Origin of the sequence: Thiomonas sp. UBA7699, assembly GCF_002482605.1 — a bacterium.
GTDB classification, from domain to species: domain Bacteria; phylum Pseudomonadota; class Gammaproteobacteria; order Burkholderiales; family Burkholderiaceae_C; genus Thiomonas; species Thiomonas arsenitoxydans.
This window is the reverse complement of sequence record NZ_DLGH01000020.1, coordinates 50395-65457: the sequence shown is the minus strand read 5'-3', so window position 1 is coordinate 65457 and position 15063 is coordinate 50395. Positions and strand designations below refer to the sequence as shown.

The 15063-nt window shown below is 66.9% G+C and carries 12 protein-coding genes; all 12 read left to right on the top strand.

Annotated elements, in window-relative coordinates:
- Positions 1–40 precede the first annotated feature (40 nt).
- The 12 genes from mraZ to B3H47_RS08835 all read left to right on the top strand — a co-directional run bounded on the left by mraZ (position 41) and on the right by B3H47_RS08835 (position 15063).
- The gene (gene mraZ / locus B3H47_RS08890; RefSeq protein WP_013104526.1) at positions 41–469 is read left to right on the top strand and encodes a division/cell wall cluster transcriptional repressor MraZ; all 429 of its coding nucleotides are present in this window, start codon (positions 41–43) and stop codon (positions 467–469) included.
- 6 nt (positions 470–475) lie between these two features.
- On the top strand, positions 476–1429 hold the full coding sequence (gene rsmH, locus B3H47_RS08885) for a 16S rRNA (cytosine(1402)-N(4))-methyltransferase RsmH (RefSeq protein ID WP_286986760.1): 954 nt from the start codon (positions 476–478) through the stop codon (positions 1427–1429).
- A 10-nt stretch (positions 1430–1439) separates the two neighbouring features.
- Positions 1440–1775 (top strand): cell division protein FtsL, encoded by a 336-nt coding sequence (gene ftsL / locus B3H47_RS08880; protein WP_276706056.1) that lies wholly within the window; start codon positions 1440–1442, stop codon positions 1773–1775.
- Entirely contained in the window at positions 1772–3562 is a 1791-nt protein-coding gene (locus B3H47_RS08875; RefSeq protein ID WP_286986759.1) for a peptidoglycan D,D-transpeptidase FtsI family protein, read from the top strand. Before ftsL ends, B3H47_RS08875 begins: the two co-directional genes overlap by 4 nt.
- Complete coding sequence (gene murF, locus B3H47_RS08870; RefSeq protein ID WP_286986758.1) at positions 3559–6486, top strand: bifunctional UDP-N-acetylmuramoyl-L-alanyl-D-glutamate--2,6-diaminopimelate ligase MurE/UDP-N-acetylmuramoyl-tripeptide--D-alanyl-D-alanine ligase MurF; 2928 nt, start codon at positions 3559–3561, stop codon at positions 6484–6486. The genes B3H47_RS08875 and murF overlap by 4 nt, the downstream gene beginning before the upstream one ends.
- Positions 6476–7654: a phospho-N-acetylmuramoyl-pentapeptide-transferase gene (gene mraY / locus B3H47_RS08865; RefSeq protein ID WP_013104531.1), complete on the top strand. Its 1179-nt coding sequence runs from the start codon at positions 6476–6478 to the stop codon at positions 7652–7654. The genes murF and mraY overlap by 11 nt, the downstream gene beginning before the upstream one ends.
- Positions 7651–9195 carry a UDP-N-acetylmuramoyl-L-alanine--D-glutamate ligase gene (murD, locus tag B3H47_RS08860; RefSeq protein ID WP_286986757.1) on the top strand — a complete coding sequence of 515 codons (1545 nt, stop codon included), beginning with the start codon at positions 7651–7653 and terminating at the stop codon, positions 9193–9195. The genes mraY and murD overlap by 4 nt, the downstream gene beginning before the upstream one ends.
- The gene (ftsW, locus tag B3H47_RS08855; RefSeq protein WP_013122142.1) at positions 9188–10423 is read left to right on the top strand and encodes a putative lipid II flippase FtsW; all 1236 of its coding nucleotides are present in this window, start codon (positions 9188–9190) and stop codon (positions 10421–10423) included. Before murD ends, ftsW begins: the two co-directional genes overlap by 8 nt.
- 203 nt (positions 10424–10626) lie before the next feature.
- Positions 10627–11706 (top strand): undecaprenyldiphospho-muramoylpentapeptide beta-N-acetylglucosaminyltransferase, encoded by a 1080-nt coding sequence (murG, locus tag B3H47_RS08850; RefSeq protein WP_286986801.1) that lies wholly within the window; start codon positions 10627–10629, stop codon positions 11704–11706.
- Positions 11703–13112, top strand: coding sequence for a UDP-N-acetylmuramate--L-alanine ligase (gene murC / locus B3H47_RS08845; RefSeq protein WP_286986756.1), 1410 nt, complete (start codon positions 11703–11705; stop codon positions 13110–13112). Before murG ends, murC begins: the two co-directional genes overlap by 4 nt.
- Positions 13109–14248, top strand: a complete 1140-nt coding sequence (locus B3H47_RS08840) for a D-alanine--D-alanine ligase (RefSeq protein ID WP_286986755.1) — start codon at positions 13109–13111, stop codon at positions 14246–14248. The genes murC and B3H47_RS08840 overlap by 4 nt, the downstream gene beginning before the upstream one ends.
- Positions 14245–15063, top strand: coding sequence for a cell division protein FtsQ/DivIB (locus B3H47_RS08835; protein WP_286986754.1), 819 nt, complete (start codon positions 14245–14247; stop codon positions 15061–15063). The genes B3H47_RS08840 and B3H47_RS08835 overlap by 4 nt, the downstream gene beginning before the upstream one ends.

The window sequence follows — 15063 nt, the reverse complement described above, 5'->3', positions numbered from 1 at the left end:
TCACCGGCCCCACTGCAGCACGGCAACCGCGGGCGACTTCATGTTTATTGGCATTTCGGCACTCACTCTGGACGGCAAAGGTCGTATGACCGTGCCTGCCCGGCATCGTGATCTGCTGATGGCGCGCTCGCAGGGGCGGCTCACGCTGACCAAGAGCCCCGACGGTTGTCTGCTGATGTTTTCCGACGATGAGTGGACGAGTTTTCGCGACCGGGTGATGCAGTTGCCCATGTCGGCGCAGGGCTGGAAGCGCATCTATCTCGGTCATGCCACCGAAACCGAAATGGACGGCACCGGGCGCGTGCTGATTTCGCCCGAATTGCGTCAGGCCGTCGGTCTGGAGCGCGAGGTCGATCTCATCGGCATGGGGCGTCACTTCGAAATCTGGGATCGCGCCAAACATCAGGCGCAAGAGGCTGCGGTGGTCGAGGCAGGCATGCCCGATGCCGTGCGCGACATTGTGTTGTGACCGTGTATGCCCCACACCACTTCCATGCCCAGCGCCGAAACGGCGCACCGCACCGTGTTGCTGCACGAGACGGTCGACCAACTGATCACCAACCCGGACGGGGTGTACCTCGACGCGACTTTCGGGCGTGGCGGACACAGCCGGGAAATTCTGCGGCGGCTGTCGCCCGCCGGTCGGCTGATTGCGATCGACCGCGATCCGCAGGCCATCGAAGCCGCGGCCCAGATTCACGATGCGCGTTTTGTGATCAAACACGCGCCATTCTCCGAGTTCGCGCGGGTGCTGCACGAGCAGGGCGTGGCGCAGGCCGATGGGCTGCTGTTCGATCTGGGCGTGTCGTCGCCGCAACTCGATCAGCCCGAGCGCGGTTTCAGTTTCCGCGCTGACGGGCCTTTGGATATGCGGATGGACAACAGCAGCGGGCAAACCGTCGCTGAGTATCTGGCCACGGCCAGCGTGGATGAAATTGCAACCGTGCTGAGGGATTATGGAGACGAACGGGCGGCTGTCCAGATTGCAAAGAAGATTGTGGCTCGCCGCGATGCCGGAGCGCCTCTCGCGCGCAGCGGCGAACTCGCCGCACTGGTTGCCAGTGCCGTCAAGAGCCGTGAGCCGGGTCAGGACCCGGCCACCCGCACGTTTCAAGCTCTTCGGATTCACGTCAATGCCGAGCTTGCGCAAATCGAAACGGCGTTGAGTCAGGTGCTCGTCTGCCTGAGGCCGGGCGGGCGGCTGGCCGTGATCAGCTTTCATTCGCTGGAAGACGCGCTGATCAAACGCTTTATTCACCGCCATGCCCGCGCACCGGCGGTCGATCGGCGCCAGCCCTTCGTCCCCGGCGTTTCGGCCGAGTTCCAGCCGCAACTCGAGGAGGTGGTGCGGATGCGGCCTTCGGCGGCGGAAATCAGCGGCAATGCGCGGTCGCGCTCGGCCATGCTGCGCGTGGCACAACGGGTCTGAGGAACACGCGATGACCCGAATCAACTTCCTGCTGCTGTTTGTCGTGGTGCTGTGCGCCATGTCGGTGGTGCGTGCGCAGTACCAGGGCAGGCGCACGTTTGCCGCGCTGGATGTGGCGCAGCAAAGGGCCGAGCAGTTGCAGATGGACAAGGATCGTCTGCAGGTGGAATACCGCGCGATGAGTGCGCCGGGCCGCATCGAGAGAATCGCGCGCACCCAGCTCGACATGCGCCCCATTACGGCCGCGCGCACCATCTTCGTACACGAAGGCCAGGTCACCCTGCCGCCGCTGCCCGTCATGCCGCAGTCCCAGCCGAAACCGGCCAGTCAAGGAGCGCGGCGATGAAGAATCCGGCTATGCGTGCGCCCAAGTCGGCAGCCAGCTATGGCAAGAGCCCGCTGCTGAATGTGAAGTTGCCGCCAGGTCGCGCCTGGCTGGTGAAGGGGCTGCTGTTTGCGGCGTTTGCGGCGCTGGGTCTGCGCGCCTTCTGGGTGCAGGTGTGGACGACGCAGTTCTATCAGAACCAGGGCGATCTGCGCTTTGTGCGCACCATCGAGCTGCCGGCGATGCGCGGCCGCATTCTCGACCGCAACGGCAACATTCTGGCGTCGAGCATCCCAGCCAAGACCATCTGGGCCGATCCCACGCAGGTCGAGTCGGGCAACGACAAGGTGCAGCAACTCGCCCGGTTGCTCGGCCTGAACGCCGCCGATCTGCAGCGCCGGCTCGACTCCAACAAGCAGTTCGTCTATCTCAAGCGGCAGGTGGACATCGACGTGGCCAAGGAGGTCAAGGCGCTGGGCATCAAAGGCATTTATGAATCGCCCAGCTACAAACGCTACTACCCGGAAGGCTCGGCGGCGGCGCAGCTCATCGGCTTTTCCAATATCGAAGGCCAGGGGCAGGACGGCATGGAGCTGGCGCTGCAAGCGCGGCTGGCCGGGCACCCCGGGGTGCGCAAGGTCGTGAAAGACCGGCTGGGCAATGTGATCGAGGATGTGTCGGGCGGGGTGCCGCCGGTGGACGGACAGGATGTGCGCCTGTCGATCGACAGCAAGATCCAGTATCTCACCTACCAGGCGCTCAAGCAGTCGGTCGAGGACAACAAGGCCAAGAACGGCAGTGCGGTGGTGATCGATGCGAAAACGGGCGAGATTCTGGCAATGGCCAACTACCCCAGCTTCGATCCGAATAGCCGCAAGAGCATGACCGAGGCGGACATCCGCAACTACGCCGTGACCGATGCCTTTGAACCCGGCTCGGTGCTCAAACCCATCACCCTCAGCGCAGCCTTGCAGGCTGGCATCATCACCCCGACGACAGTGTTCCATACCGCGCCGGGCTGCCAGCAGTTTTACGGCGCCAATATCTGCGATGACAGCAACAACGGCAATATCGAACTGCCCCAAGTCATCCAGTATTCGAGCAACGTCGCCACTTCGCAGGTGGTGAGCAAGATGCCAGCGCAAGTGCAGTGGAATATGTACACCGCGGTGGGCTTCGGCCAACGTCCGCAGATCGAGTTTCCCGGCGCGACCAGCGGGCTGATGCGGCCCATGAAACGCTGGCGCCCGATCGACCGCATCACCATGGGTTTCGGTTACGGGTTGGGTATCTCCACCCTGCAGCTGGCGCATGCCTATCTCATCTTCGCCGACCGTGGCCGCATTTTCCCGGTCACGCTGTTCAAGCACGATGAGGCGCCCGAAGGCGTGCAGGTCGTCTCGCCCACCGTGGCGCGCGAAATGCGCGGCATGCTGGCGCTGGTGACGCAGCCCGGCGGCACCGCCCCGGCGGCGGCCGTGCCGGGTTACTCCACCGGCGGCAAGACCGGCACCGCCTGGATTGCCAAGGATGGCAAGTACGACAAAAAGCTGTTCCGGGCGCAATTCGTCGGGCTGGCGCCGATCCACCACCCGGTGCTGGTGATGGCGGTTTCGGTCGATCAACCGACGGGCGGCAAGCACTTCGGCGGTCAGGTGTCGGCCCCGGTGTTCGGTGCGGTGGTGCCGCAGGCGCTGCGCATTCTCGGGGTACAGCCCGACCTGCCGGTCAAGCCCGATCTCGTTCCCGCGCAAACCGCGCAAGCCCTGCAACTCCCGGCGGGCCGGGCGATGAAGGGGGGCGCATGAATCACACGCCGAAAGCGGTCGATACCGTGCTGCAAGCGTTGCGCGCCTTGGGCGTCGCGGCCGATGCGACGTGGAGCGCCGACAGCCGCAGCCTGCAGCCCGGCGAGGTGTTCGTCGCCTGGCCGGGGGCGGCGCGCGATCCGCGTCAGTTCGTGGCGCAGGCCTTGGCGGCGGGGGCAGCGGCCGCGCTGGTCGAGGCCGAGGGAGTGCAGCATTTCGGCTTCACCGATCCGCGCATTCTGGCTGTTGACGGGCTCAAGGCGCTGGCCGGGCCGCTTGCGGCGGATTGGTACGGACATCCTTCCGAGGTCGTCAAGCTGCTGGCCGTGACCGGCACCAATGGCAAGACCTCCTGCGCTTTGTGGGCAGCGCAGGCCCTGAACGCGGCTGGGCAGCGCTGCGGGGTGATCGGCACGCTGGGCGCCGGATGGCCGGACGCGCTGCAGCCCACCGGCTTCACCACGCCCGACCCGGTGCGTCTGCAGACGATCCTGGCGCGGCTGCGCGAGCAAGGCGCGCTCTGGTGCGCCATCGAGGCATCGAGCATCGGCCTGGACGAACATCGGCTGGCGGGTTGCGCTATTCATGCGGCTGCATTCACCAATCTGACGCAAGACCATCTCGACTACCACGGCGACATGGCGGCCTATGCGCGCGCCAAGCGGGCGCTGTTCATCTGGCCGGGGCTGCAGCATGCCGTACTGGATATCGACGATCCCTACGCCGCAAGCGTCTTGCTCGCCGATTGCCGCAGCCGGGGGCTGCAGGTGCAAACCACCGCGCTGATCGCCAAGGCCGACTGGTGTGCGGAGGACGTAGTGCAGACTTCCACTGGCCAGCGCCTCACTCTGGTGCATCACCACCATCGCCACGCGCTGGATCTGCCCGTGCTGGGCGCCTTCAACCTGCGCAATTTGCTGGTGGTTGCCGCGCTGCTGCACACCACGGGGCTGGATGACGCCGCCATTACCGCCGCCTTGCGCACGGTGCGCGCGGTGCCGGGTCGCATGCAGATGCTGGGCGGCATCGGTGCGCCGCTGGCGGTCATCGACTACGCCCACACGCCCGACGCGCTGGACAAAGCGCTGCAAGCCCTGCGGCCTGTCACCGCCAAGCGCAAAGGCAAGTTGTGGTGCGTGTTCGGCGCCGGCGGCGACCGCGATGCGCGCAAACGCCCGCTGATGGCACAGGCCGCCGAGGCTCACGCCGACCGCGTGGTACTCACCAGCGACAACCCACGCAGCGAAGCGCCAGGCGCCATTCTGCAAGACCTGTTCGCCGGTCTGCAGCAACCCGCGCAAGCCCTGCTGATCGAAGATCGCGCCGCCGCCATCGCCCAGACCCTGTCGCACGCCGCTGTGCACGACGTGGTGCTCATCGCGGGCAAGGGGCACGAAAACACGCAAGAGATCGCCGGACACAAGCAGGCCTTCAGCGACGCCTTCCATGCCCGCATGGCACTGGCCGCGCGCGGCGCAGGGCTTTGCAGCCTGGGCGAATTGCGCGACTGGATCGGGCCCGAGGCCCGCCTCATCGGCGAGGCCGAGGTGGCGGTGAGCGCCATCGAGACCGATAGCCGCAAACTCACGCCGGGCGCGCTGTTCGTCGCCTTGCGCGGCGCCCGCTTCGATGCGCACGACTTTCTGCCGCAGGCAGCGGCCGCTGGTGCGCGCGCCCTGCTGGCCGAGCAAGGCGTGGCGGCAAGCGGGCTGCCGGGCATCGAGGCGCCCGACACCCTGCGCGCATTGGGCCTGTTGGCGCGAGGCTGGCGGCGGCAGCAGACGTTGCCGCTGATCGCGGTGACCGGCAGCAACGGCAAGACTACGGTGACGCAGATGCTCGCAAGCATTCTGGCGGCGTGGCAGGGCCAAGACCGGCGTCTGGCGACGCAGGGCAACTTCAACAACGAGGTGGGTCTGCCGCTCACTTTGCTGCGCTTGCGGCCGCAACATCAGGCCGCCGTGGTGGAGCTGGGCATGAACCATCCGGGCGAGATCGCCTGGCTCGCCAGTCTGGCCGAACCCACCGTGGCGCTTGTGAACAACGCCCAGCGCGAACATCAGGAATTCATGCATAGCGTCGAAGCGGTCGCGTACGAAAACGGCGCGGTGCTCGCCGCATTGCCGCAGACCGGGGTGGCGGTGTTTCCCGCAGACGACGCCCAGAATGCGATCTGGGTGGCGCAAGCCGCCGGTCGGCGTGTGTTGCGCTTTGCCCTGCGCGAAGAGGCTGAGGCGGACGTGGAGGCTGAAGTCAGCGGCCATGCGTTTTATCGGCAGGGCCAGTTGCGGCTGCAATTGCATACCCCGGCGGGCCATGCTGAAGTGGGCCTGCAACTGCTGGGGCGGCACAACGCGCGCAATGCGCTGGCGGCGACAGCAGCGGCCTTGGCCGCAGGCGCTCCGCTGGATGCCATCTGCCGCGGACTCGAAGCCTTTGCTCCGGTGGCCGGGCGTCTGGTGCCGCGACGTCTGCGTTGCGTCGACGAGCACACGCTGCTGCTGATCGACGACAGCTACAACGCCAACCCCGACTCGGTGCGCGCCGCCATCGACGTGTTGACCGAACTTCCCGGGCGCAGCCTGCTGCTGCTCGGCGATATGGGCGAAGTCGGTGACAACGGCCCGGCCTTCCATGCCGAAGTGGGTGCGTATGCGGCCCAGCGCGGCGTGGCGGCGCTGTGGGCCTGCGGCGCCATGACGGCGCAGGCGGTCGCGGCCGCACAAGCGGCGGGCCTGGCGGCAGCAAAGCATCAGCCCGACTTGATGGACTTCACCCTGGAGGCCGCGGCGCTGCGCGAATTCGACACCGTGCTGGTCAAAGGCTCGCGCTTTATGCGCATGGAGCGCGCGGTGCAGGCCATCGCCGCGCTGGCGGCGAATGGCAACGGCGCGTCCACGCAGGAGGTGCACCATGCTGCATAGTCTGGCCATGTGGCTGATGGAGCTCTCGCCCGATCTGCGCTTTTTTCGGGTGTTCAACTACATCACTTTCCGCGCGGTGATGAGCACGCTCACCGCGCTGTTCATCGGCCTGCTCGCGGGCCCTGCAGTCATCCGCAAACTCACCGCGATGAAGGTCGGCCAGGCCGTGCGTCAGGACGGGCCGCAGACGCATCTCATCAAGACCGGCACGCCCACCATGGGCGGGGTGCTCATCCTGCTGTCCATCGGCGTGTCCACCTTGCTGTGGATGGATCTGAGCAACCGCTTCGTCTGGCTGGTGCTGCTGGTCACGCTCGGTTTCGGCGCCATCGGCTGGGCCGACGACTACCGCAAGGTGGTCTACCGCGACCCCAACGGCATGCGCTCGCGCGACAAATACTTCTGGCAGACGCTCATCGGCGTGGCCGCCGCGTTCTACCTGGCTTTCGCCGTGTCGGGCAAGGGCAACGCCGAGGTCTGGCATCTGTTCGTGGCGTGGTTGCAGAGCGGCATGAGCATGCCCTTGCCCCCCGCTTCCGACCTCATCGTGCCGTTCTTCAAATCGGTCAGTTATCCGCTCGGCGTGACCGGCTTCATCGTGCTGAGCTATCTGGTCATCGTGGGCAGCAGCAACGCGGTCAACCTCACCGACGGCGCCGATGGCCTGGCCATCATGCCCGTGGTCATGGTCGGCAGTTCGCTGGGCGTGTTTGCCTACGTCACCGGCAATGCGGTCTATTCCAAATACCTGCTGTTCCCCTTCATTCCGGGAACGGGGGAGCTGCTGATTTTCGTGGGCGCGATGGTCGGCGCCGGGCTGGCGTTTCTGTGGTTCAACGCCTATCCGGCGCAGGTGTTCATGGGCGACGTGGGCGCGCTGGCGCTGGGCGGCGCTTTGGGCACCATCGCCGTGATCGTGCGCCAGGAAATCGTGCTGGCCATCATGGGCGGCGTGTTCGTCGCTGAAACCGTGTCGGTGATGATTCAGGTGACCTACTTCAAGTACACCAAGAAAAAGTACGGCGTGGGACGGCGCATTTTCAAAATGGCGCCGCTGCACCATCACTTCGAGCAACTCGGGGTGAAAGAGTCGCAGGTGGTGGTGCGGTTCTGGATCGTCACCATGATGCTCTGTCTGGTGGGCCTGGCGAGTCTGAAGCTGCGATGAACCTGAACTCACTCTCCGTTCTCGTGCTCGGTTTGGGCGAATCCGGCCTGGCGATGGCGCGCTGGTGTGCGGCGCAAGGCGCGCGGGTGCGCGTGGCCGACAGCCGCAGCGCGCCGCCCGGGCTGGCTGCGCTGCAGCGCGAAGTGCCTGCGGCGCAGGTGCATTGCGGCAACCTGAGCGCCGATCTGCTGGGCGACGCGCAACTGCTGCTGCGCAGCCCCGGCATCGCGCCGCACGCGGCCGAGTTTGCCGCGCTCACACAGGCAGCCGCCGAACGCGGCGTGCCGATGGCCGGTGAGCTGCATCTGTTCCAGTGGGCGCTCGACGCGCTGCGCGCAGAGCGAGGCTATGCGCCCAAGATCGTCGCCATCACCGGCACCAACGGCAAGACCACCGTCACACGGCTGACCGGGCTGATGCTGGAGCGCGCGGGCTGGAGCGTGGCAGTGGCGGGCAATATTTCGCCGTCCATGCTCGACGCGCTGCAGGCCCGGCTTGACGCCGACGACCTTCCTGCAGCCTGGGTGCTGGAGCTCTCCAGCTTCCAGCTTCATGGCATGGAGGGCTTCGCCGCCGACGCCGCCACGGTGCTCAACATCACCCAGGACCATCTCGACTGGCACGGCGATATGACGGCCTACGCCGCCGACAAGGCCAACATCTTCGGCAATCAGAGCGCGCAGGGCGTCATGGTGCTCAATCGCGACGATCCGCAGGTGCTGGCCATGCAACGCCCGGGGCGCAAGCTGCGGCGCTTTGGTTTGTCGGCGCCGCAACAACCGGGAGACTGGGGCGTGGTGCGGGAAGGCGGCATCGACTGGCTGGCGCGCGCCCTCCCGGAAGAAGGCACCCCCCGAAATCGCCGCGGTGCGGCGATCTCCCCCCAGGGGGCCGGGCAAGGCTTGGGGCGGCCCGGCGCCTTGCCCGAGGCCGGGCTCCAGATGCAGCGTTTGATGCCCGCGGAAGCCCTGCGCATTCAGGGCGCGCACAACGTCGCCAATGCCCTGGCCGCGCTGGCGCTGTGCGATGCCGTAGGCGCGCAGCTCGCGCCCATGCTGCATGCCCTGCGTGAGTATCGCGGGGAGCCGCATCGCATGCAGACCGTGGCGGTGATCGACGGCGTGCGCTGGATCGACGACAGCAAGGGCACCAATGTCGGCGCCACGGTGGCGGCACTGGCGGGCATGGAAACGCCGGTGGTGCTGATCGCCGGTGGGGACGGCAAGGGGCAGGACTTTTCGCCGCTGCGCGCGCAGGCTGCGCGGCTGCGCGCTGCGGTGCTGATCGGCCGCGATGCGCAGGCCATCGCCGCGGAGCTCCAGGGGCTGGCCCCCACCGAATTCACGCAGTCCCTGGAGCAGGCTGTGCAGCGCGCCGCCACGCTGGCGAAGACCGGCGACGCGGCGCTGTTGTCACCCGCTTGCGCCAGTCTGGACATGTTCCGCAACTACGCGCATCGTGCCGAGGTGTTTGTCGCCGCCGTGCGCGAGTTGGCCGAGCAGCGCGGGCAGGTGTGGAACGAAGGGGCCGACCATGCTTGAGCGCATGTTGCCCTTCCTCGGTCGCAAGCGCGACAAGGCAGCGGCCGATCTGCCGGTGCGCGTGGGGCATAGTGCGCCGCGCAATTCGCGCATGCTGGAGTACGACCAGAACCTGGTCTGGGTCACGCTGCTGCTGCTGGCCTACGGCCTGGTGATGGTGTATTCGGCGACGATTTCTTTTCACGACTCGCCGCGCTATGCGCAGTGGTCGCCCTACCACTATTTCATCCGTGATCTGTTCTCCATCGCGGCGGCCTTGCTGGCAAGCTGGATCGTGGTGCAGATTCCGATGGCCGAGCTGCAGAAATGGTCGATGCGCTTTTTCTTCCTCTCGCTGATCGGGCTGGTGCTCGTGTTGTTGCCGCATATCGGCAAGGACGTGAACGGCTCCAAGCGCTGGGTGGTTTTCCCCGGCGGGCTGAACTTCCAGCCCTCCGAGCTGGTCAAGCTCACCGCGCTCATCTATGCCGCCGATTTCATGGTGCGCAAGCAGGAGGTCAAGCAAAGCCTGCTCAAGACCTTCCTGCCGATGATGGCGGTGATGATGATCGTGGGCGTGCTGCTGCTGGCCGAGCCCGACATGGGCGCCTTCCTGGTCATCGCTTCCATCACCTTGGCCATCCTGTTTCTCGGCGGGGCCAACGGCAAGCTGTTTTCGGTGTTCAGCGTGGCGGTGATCGGCGCCTTTGTGTTGATGATCGTGCTTTCGCCTTGGCGGCGGGACCGCATCTTCGCCTATCTCAACCCCTGGTCGGAATCGAATGCGCTGGGCAGCGCCTATCAGCTCTCGCACGCGCTGATTGCGATGGGGCGCGGCGAGTGGTTCGGCGTCGGCCTCGGCGGCAGTATCGAAAAGCTGCATTACCTGCCGGAAGCGCACACCGACTTTCTGCTGGCCATCATCGGCGAGGAACTGGGTCTGGTGGGCGTCGGCGTGGTGATTTTCGCGTTCTACTGGATCGTGCGCCGCGCCTTCGACATCGGCCGTCAGGCGCTGGTGCTCGACCGCATGTACAGCGCGCTGGTGGCGCAAGGCATCGGCGTGTGGATCGGCGGGCAGGCTTTCATCAATATCGGCGTGAACCTCGGTCTGCTGCCCACCAAGGGACTGACGCTGCCGCTGATGAGCTATGGCGGCTCGGCGCTGCTGCTCAACTGCATGGCCATTGCCGTGCTGCTGCGCGTCGATTTCGAGAACCGGATTCTGATGCGCGGAGGACATGTATGACAAGCCCCCCCCGAGATCGCCGCGTTGCGGCGCTTTCCCCCCAGGGGGCGGGGCAAGGCTTGGGGCGGCCCGGCGCCTTGTTCGGGGAAGTCCCCCCCCGAGATCGCCGCGTTGCGGCGCTCCCCCCCCGGGGGGCGGGGCAAGGCTTGGGGCGGCCCGGCGCCTTGCCCCTGTCGCCCTCGGCTGCCCCGGTGGCCGTCATCATGGCCGGAGGCACCGGCGGCCACATTTTCCCCGGCATTGCCGTGGCCGAAGGGCTGCGCGCTGCGGGCTGGACGGTGTACTGGATGGGCGCGCCCACCGGCATGGAGGCGCAGCTCGCCCCGCGTCACGGCTTCGACATGCTTTGGGTGCGCTTCGGTGGCCTGCGCGGTAAAGGGCTGCTGACCAAACTGCTGCTGCCGCTCAACCTGCTGCGCGCCTTCTGGCAGGCTTTGCGCGGCTTGCGCCGCGTTGGCGCCAACGTGGTGGTGAGCATGGGCGGCTATATCGCCTTTCCCGGTGGTTTGATGAGCGTGTGGGCTGGGGCCAAGCTGGTGGTGCATGAGCAGAACGCCGTCGCCGGTCTGGCCAACAAGGTGCTCGCGCGCCTGGCCGACCGCAGCTACACCGCGTTTCCCGACGCGCTGCCGGGTGCGCAGTGGGTGGGCAATCCGGTGCGTGCCGAGATCTGCGCTTTGCCTTCGCCCGAGCAGCGCTACGCCGGTCGCAGCGGGCCGCTGCAGGTGCTCGTGGTCGGCGGCAGTCTCGGCGCGCAGGCGCTCAACTCGCTGGTGCCGCAGGCGCTGGCGCTTTTGCCTGCAGTCGAACGCCCGCAGGTGCGTCATCAAAGCGGGGCCAAGCATCTGCCGACCCTGCAACAGGCTTATGCCGACGCCGGGGTGCAAGCCGACTGCGTGGCCTTCATCGACGACATGGCCGCGGCTTATGCGCAGGCCGATCTGGTGATCTGCCGCGCCGGTGCCTCGACCGTGACCGAAGTGGCCTGCGCCGGTGTGGCAGCGCTGTTCGTGCCGTTTCCCCATGCGGTCGATGACCACCAGACGGTGAACGCGAAATTTCTCGCAGGCCGCGATGCGGCGCTGCTGATTCAACAACGCGACCTGAGCGCGCAGGGGCTGGCCGAGCTGCTGCAAAGCCTGGACCGCCCGCGCCTGCTGCAACTGGCGCAGGCCGCACGCGGCCTGGCGCGGCCGGATGCGGTGCAGGCGGTCGTGGCGGGCTGCAACGCCCTGCTGGCGGGACGCGAGACGAGCAAACAAACAGGAAGGCAAGGGCGATGAAACACGCCATTCGCAACATTCATTTCGTCGGCATCGGCGGCGCCGGCATGAGCGGCATTGCCGAAGTGCTGCACAACCTGGGCTATGCCATCAGCGGCTCGGATCTGAGCGAGAGCGCCACCGTGCGCCGACTGCGCGAGCTGGGCCTGCGCGTGGCCATCGGGCACGACGCCGCTCAGGTGCAGGATGCCGATGCCGTGGTCGTTTCCACCGCTGTGCGTGCCGACAACCCCGAGGTGCTCGCGGCGCGTGCGCGCCATATTCCGGTGGTGCCGCGCGCGGTCATGCTGGCCGAGCTGATGCGCCTGAAGCGCGGCATTGCGATTGCGGGCACGCATGGCAAGACCACCACCACCAGTCTGGTCGCCAGCGTGCTGGCTGAGGGCGGGCTCGATCCGACCTTCGTGATCGGCGGACGGCTCAACAGCGCCGGGGTCAACGCGAAACTCGGGCAGGGCGAATACATCGTGGTCGAGGCCGACGAATCCGACGCCTCCTTCCTCAACCTGCTGCCGGTGATGGCCGTGGTCACCAATATCGATGCCGACCACATGGACACCTACGGCCACGACCCGGCCCGACTGCGCCATGCCTTCGTCGATTTCATCGCCCGGCTGCCGTTCTACGGCGCGGCCGTACTGTGCGTGGACGATGCGGCGGTGCGCGGCATCATGCCGTTTGTTTCCAAGCCCATCACCAGCTACGGCTTTGCCGAAGACGCGCAGGTGCGCGCCATCGACGTGCGGGCCGAGGGCGCGCAGATGCACTTCACCGTGCTGCGCCGTAACGGCGTGCAACTGCCGCCGCTGGCCGTCACGCTCAACCTGCCGGGGCGGCACAACGTGCAGAACGCGCTGGCCGCCATCGCCGTGGCCACCGAACTGAATGTGGACGACGCCGCCATCCAGCGCGCGCTAGCCGGGTTCACCGGCGTGGGTCGGCGCTTCCAGCGCTATGGCGAAGTGGCGGCTCACCACGGCGGGCACTTCACCCTGATCGACGATTACGGCCACCATCCAGTCGAAATGGCGGCCACGCTGGCGGCGGCCCGCGGCGCCTTTCCGGGGCGGCGCTTGGTGCTTGCCTTTCAGCCGCATCGCTACACCCGCACCCGCGATCTGTTTGAAGACTTTGTGAAAGTGCTCGGCGAGGCCGACGCGGTGCTGCTGGCCGAGGTGTACTCCGCCGGTGAAGCCCCGCTGGTCGCGGCCGACGGTCGCAGCCTGGCGCGTGCGGTGCGCGTGGCCGGCAAGACCGAGCCGGTGTTCGTCGAAGCCGTGGCCGATCTTCCGCAGGCCATTCTGGAGATGGCGCGCGAGGGCGACGTGCTGATCTGCATGGGGGCAGGTTCCATCGGCGGCGTGGCCGCTCAAGTGGTGGCGATGGCAAAGGAGACCGCGCAATGACCCCCTGGCCGCAAATCGATCCGCGCGGTCTGGGCCGGGTCGCGGTGCTCATGGGCGGGCTTTCCGCCGAGCGTGAGGTGTCGCTGATGTCGGGCAAGGGCGTGCTCGCCGCGCTGCAGTCGCGCGGGGTCGATGCCTTTGCTTTCGATCCGTCGGTGGACGACCTGGCGGCGCTCAAGTCCTTCGGTGCGCAGCGCGCGTTCATCAATCTGCATGGCCGCTGGGGTGAAGACGGCACGGTGCAGGGCGCGCTGGAACTGCTCGGCATTCCCTACACCGGGCCGGGCGTGCTGGCCTCGGCCCTGGCGATCGACAAGGCCATGACCAAGCGGCTGTGGCATTTCGAGAACCTGTCCACGCCCAAATGGCGCGAGGTGGGCACGCTCATCGAGGCTCGCGCGGCGGCGGCCGAGCTGGGCTTTCCGCTGATTTTCAAGGCCACGCATGAAGGCTCCACGCTGGGTCTGAAGCGAGCCGACAGCGAGGCCGAAGTGCAAGCCGCCTATCTCGAAGCCGCACGCTTTGACAGCCGGGTGCTGGTGGAGCAGTTCATCGAGGGCGACGAAGTGACCTGCGCGGTGATCGGCGCGGGCGATCAGGCGCGGGCGCTGCCGCTCATTCGCATCGTCGCTCCCGGCGGCAACTACGACTACGAACACAAGTATTTCAGCGACGACACCCGCTACATCTGCCCAAGCGAATTGCCTGCCGACGAAGAAGCTCGCATTCAGGATCTGGTCTTGCGCAGCTATCGCACGCTGGGCTGCCGCGGCTGGGCGCGGGCCGACGTCATGATTCGCGCGACCGACCGCCAGCCCTTCCTGCTGGAGATCAACACCTCGCCCGGCATGACCTCGCATTCACTGGTGCCCATGGCCGCGCGTGTGGCCGGGCTGGAATACGCCGATCTGTGCCTGCTCATCCTCAGCATGGCGGCGCTCGACCAACCGCATAAGGGGGTTGACCCCCAAGCTGCGGCTTCGCCTGCGCTGCCCCCCGAGAGGGCCATCCCCACCCCGGCCCTCCCCACAAGTGGAGAGGGAGCAAACACTCCTCCCCCACGCCGTGGAGGAGGTTGGGAGGGGGAAAAGCCCGCCTCGGGGCGGCCCGGCGGCAGCGGGAGGAGCGACCGATGAGCAGTTACGCCCCACGCGAGCTCCCGCTCGACATCCGCCTGATGCAAGGCACCTCGCGTGCCCTGTTCTGGCTGGTGGCGCTCGGCTGCCTGTTCGTCGCCGGGCACTGGCTGATGCAGCGCAACTGGTGGGACATCCGCGCCGTGCGGCTTCAGGGCGACCTGCAGCGCATCAGTCCGGTGACGGTACGGGCCGAGGCCCTGCCGCAGTTGCGGGGCAATTTCCTCACCATCAATCTTGCGCAGGCGCAGCGGGTGTTCGAGAGCCTGCCGTGGGTGCGTACCGCGGTGGTGCAGCGGCTGTGGCCGATGCAACTGGTCGTCACGCTGCAGGCGCAGCAGCCAGTGGCCATTTGGCGCGAGCCGGGCAGCGCGCCGCAACTGGTCAACGCGCAGGGGCAGGCGTTCAACGCCAACCTCGGCGAAGTCCAGGGGCTGGGTCTGCCGCAGCTCAGCGGCCCGGCGGGAACCAGCGCGCAGGTCTTGCAGATGAGCCAGAAGTTGCAGCCTTTGATGCAGGAATTTCATCAGACCGTCGCCACGCTGGCGCAAGGCAGCGGCGGCAACTGGAGCGTGCAGACCCGCTCGGGCCTGAGCATCGACCTGGGCAGTGCGCCCGACAGCGCGGCGACGCAGACCCGCCTCAAACAATTCATGACTCTGATGCCGCAGCTCGAAGCCCGCTACGGGCGGTCCATCGACAGCGTCGATCTGCGCTATCCCAACGGCTTCGCCGTGCATCTGCAAGGTGTGGATCTGCCGGGCATGAACAAGACATCGAACAAGACACCGCAACCCGCGGGGAGGAAAGACTGA

Bases quoted from the DNA above. Each gene is read 5' to 3' on its own strand.
- mraZ (WP_013104526.1), top strand. From the start codon at position 41: ATGTTTATTGGCATTTCGGCACTCACTCTGGACGGCAAAGGTCGTATG.
- rsmH (WP_286986760.1), top strand. From the start codon at position 476: ATGCCCCACACCACTTCCATGCCCAGCGCCGAAACGGCGCACCGCACC.
- ftsL (WP_276706056.1), top strand. From the start codon at position 1,440: ATGACCCGAATCAACTTCCTGCTGCTGTTTGTCGTGGTGCTGTGCGCC.
- B3H47_RS08875 (WP_286986759.1), top strand. From the start codon at position 1,772: ATGAAGAATCCGGCTATGCGTGCGCCCAAGTCGGCAGCCAGCTATGGC.
- murF (WP_286986758.1), top strand. From the start codon at position 3,559: ATGAATCACACGCCGAAAGCGGTCGATACCGTGCTGCAAGCGTTGCGC.
- mraY (WP_013104531.1), top strand. From the start codon at position 6,476: ATGCTGCATAGTCTGGCCATGTGGCTGATGGAGCTCTCGCCCGATCTG.
- murD (WP_286986757.1), top strand. From the start codon at position 7,651: ATGAACCTGAACTCACTCTCCGTTCTCGTGCTCGGTTTGGGCGAATCC.
- ftsW (WP_013122142.1), top strand. From the start codon at position 9,188: ATGCTTGAGCGCATGTTGCCCTTCCTCGGTCGCAAGCGCGACAAGGCA.
- murG (WP_286986801.1), top strand. From the start codon at position 10,627: ATGGCCGGAGGCACCGGCGGCCACATTTTCCCCGGCATTGCCGTGGCC.
- murC (WP_286986756.1), top strand. From the start codon at position 11,703: ATGAAACACGCCATTCGCAACATTCATTTCGTCGGCATCGGCGGCGCC.
- B3H47_RS08840 (WP_286986755.1), top strand. From the start codon at position 13,109: ATGACCCCCTGGCCGCAAATCGATCCGCGCGGTCTGGGCCGGGTCGCG.
- B3H47_RS08835 (WP_286986754.1), top strand. From the start codon at position 14,245: ATGAGCAGTTACGCCCCACGCGAGCTCCCGCTCGACATCCGCCTGATG.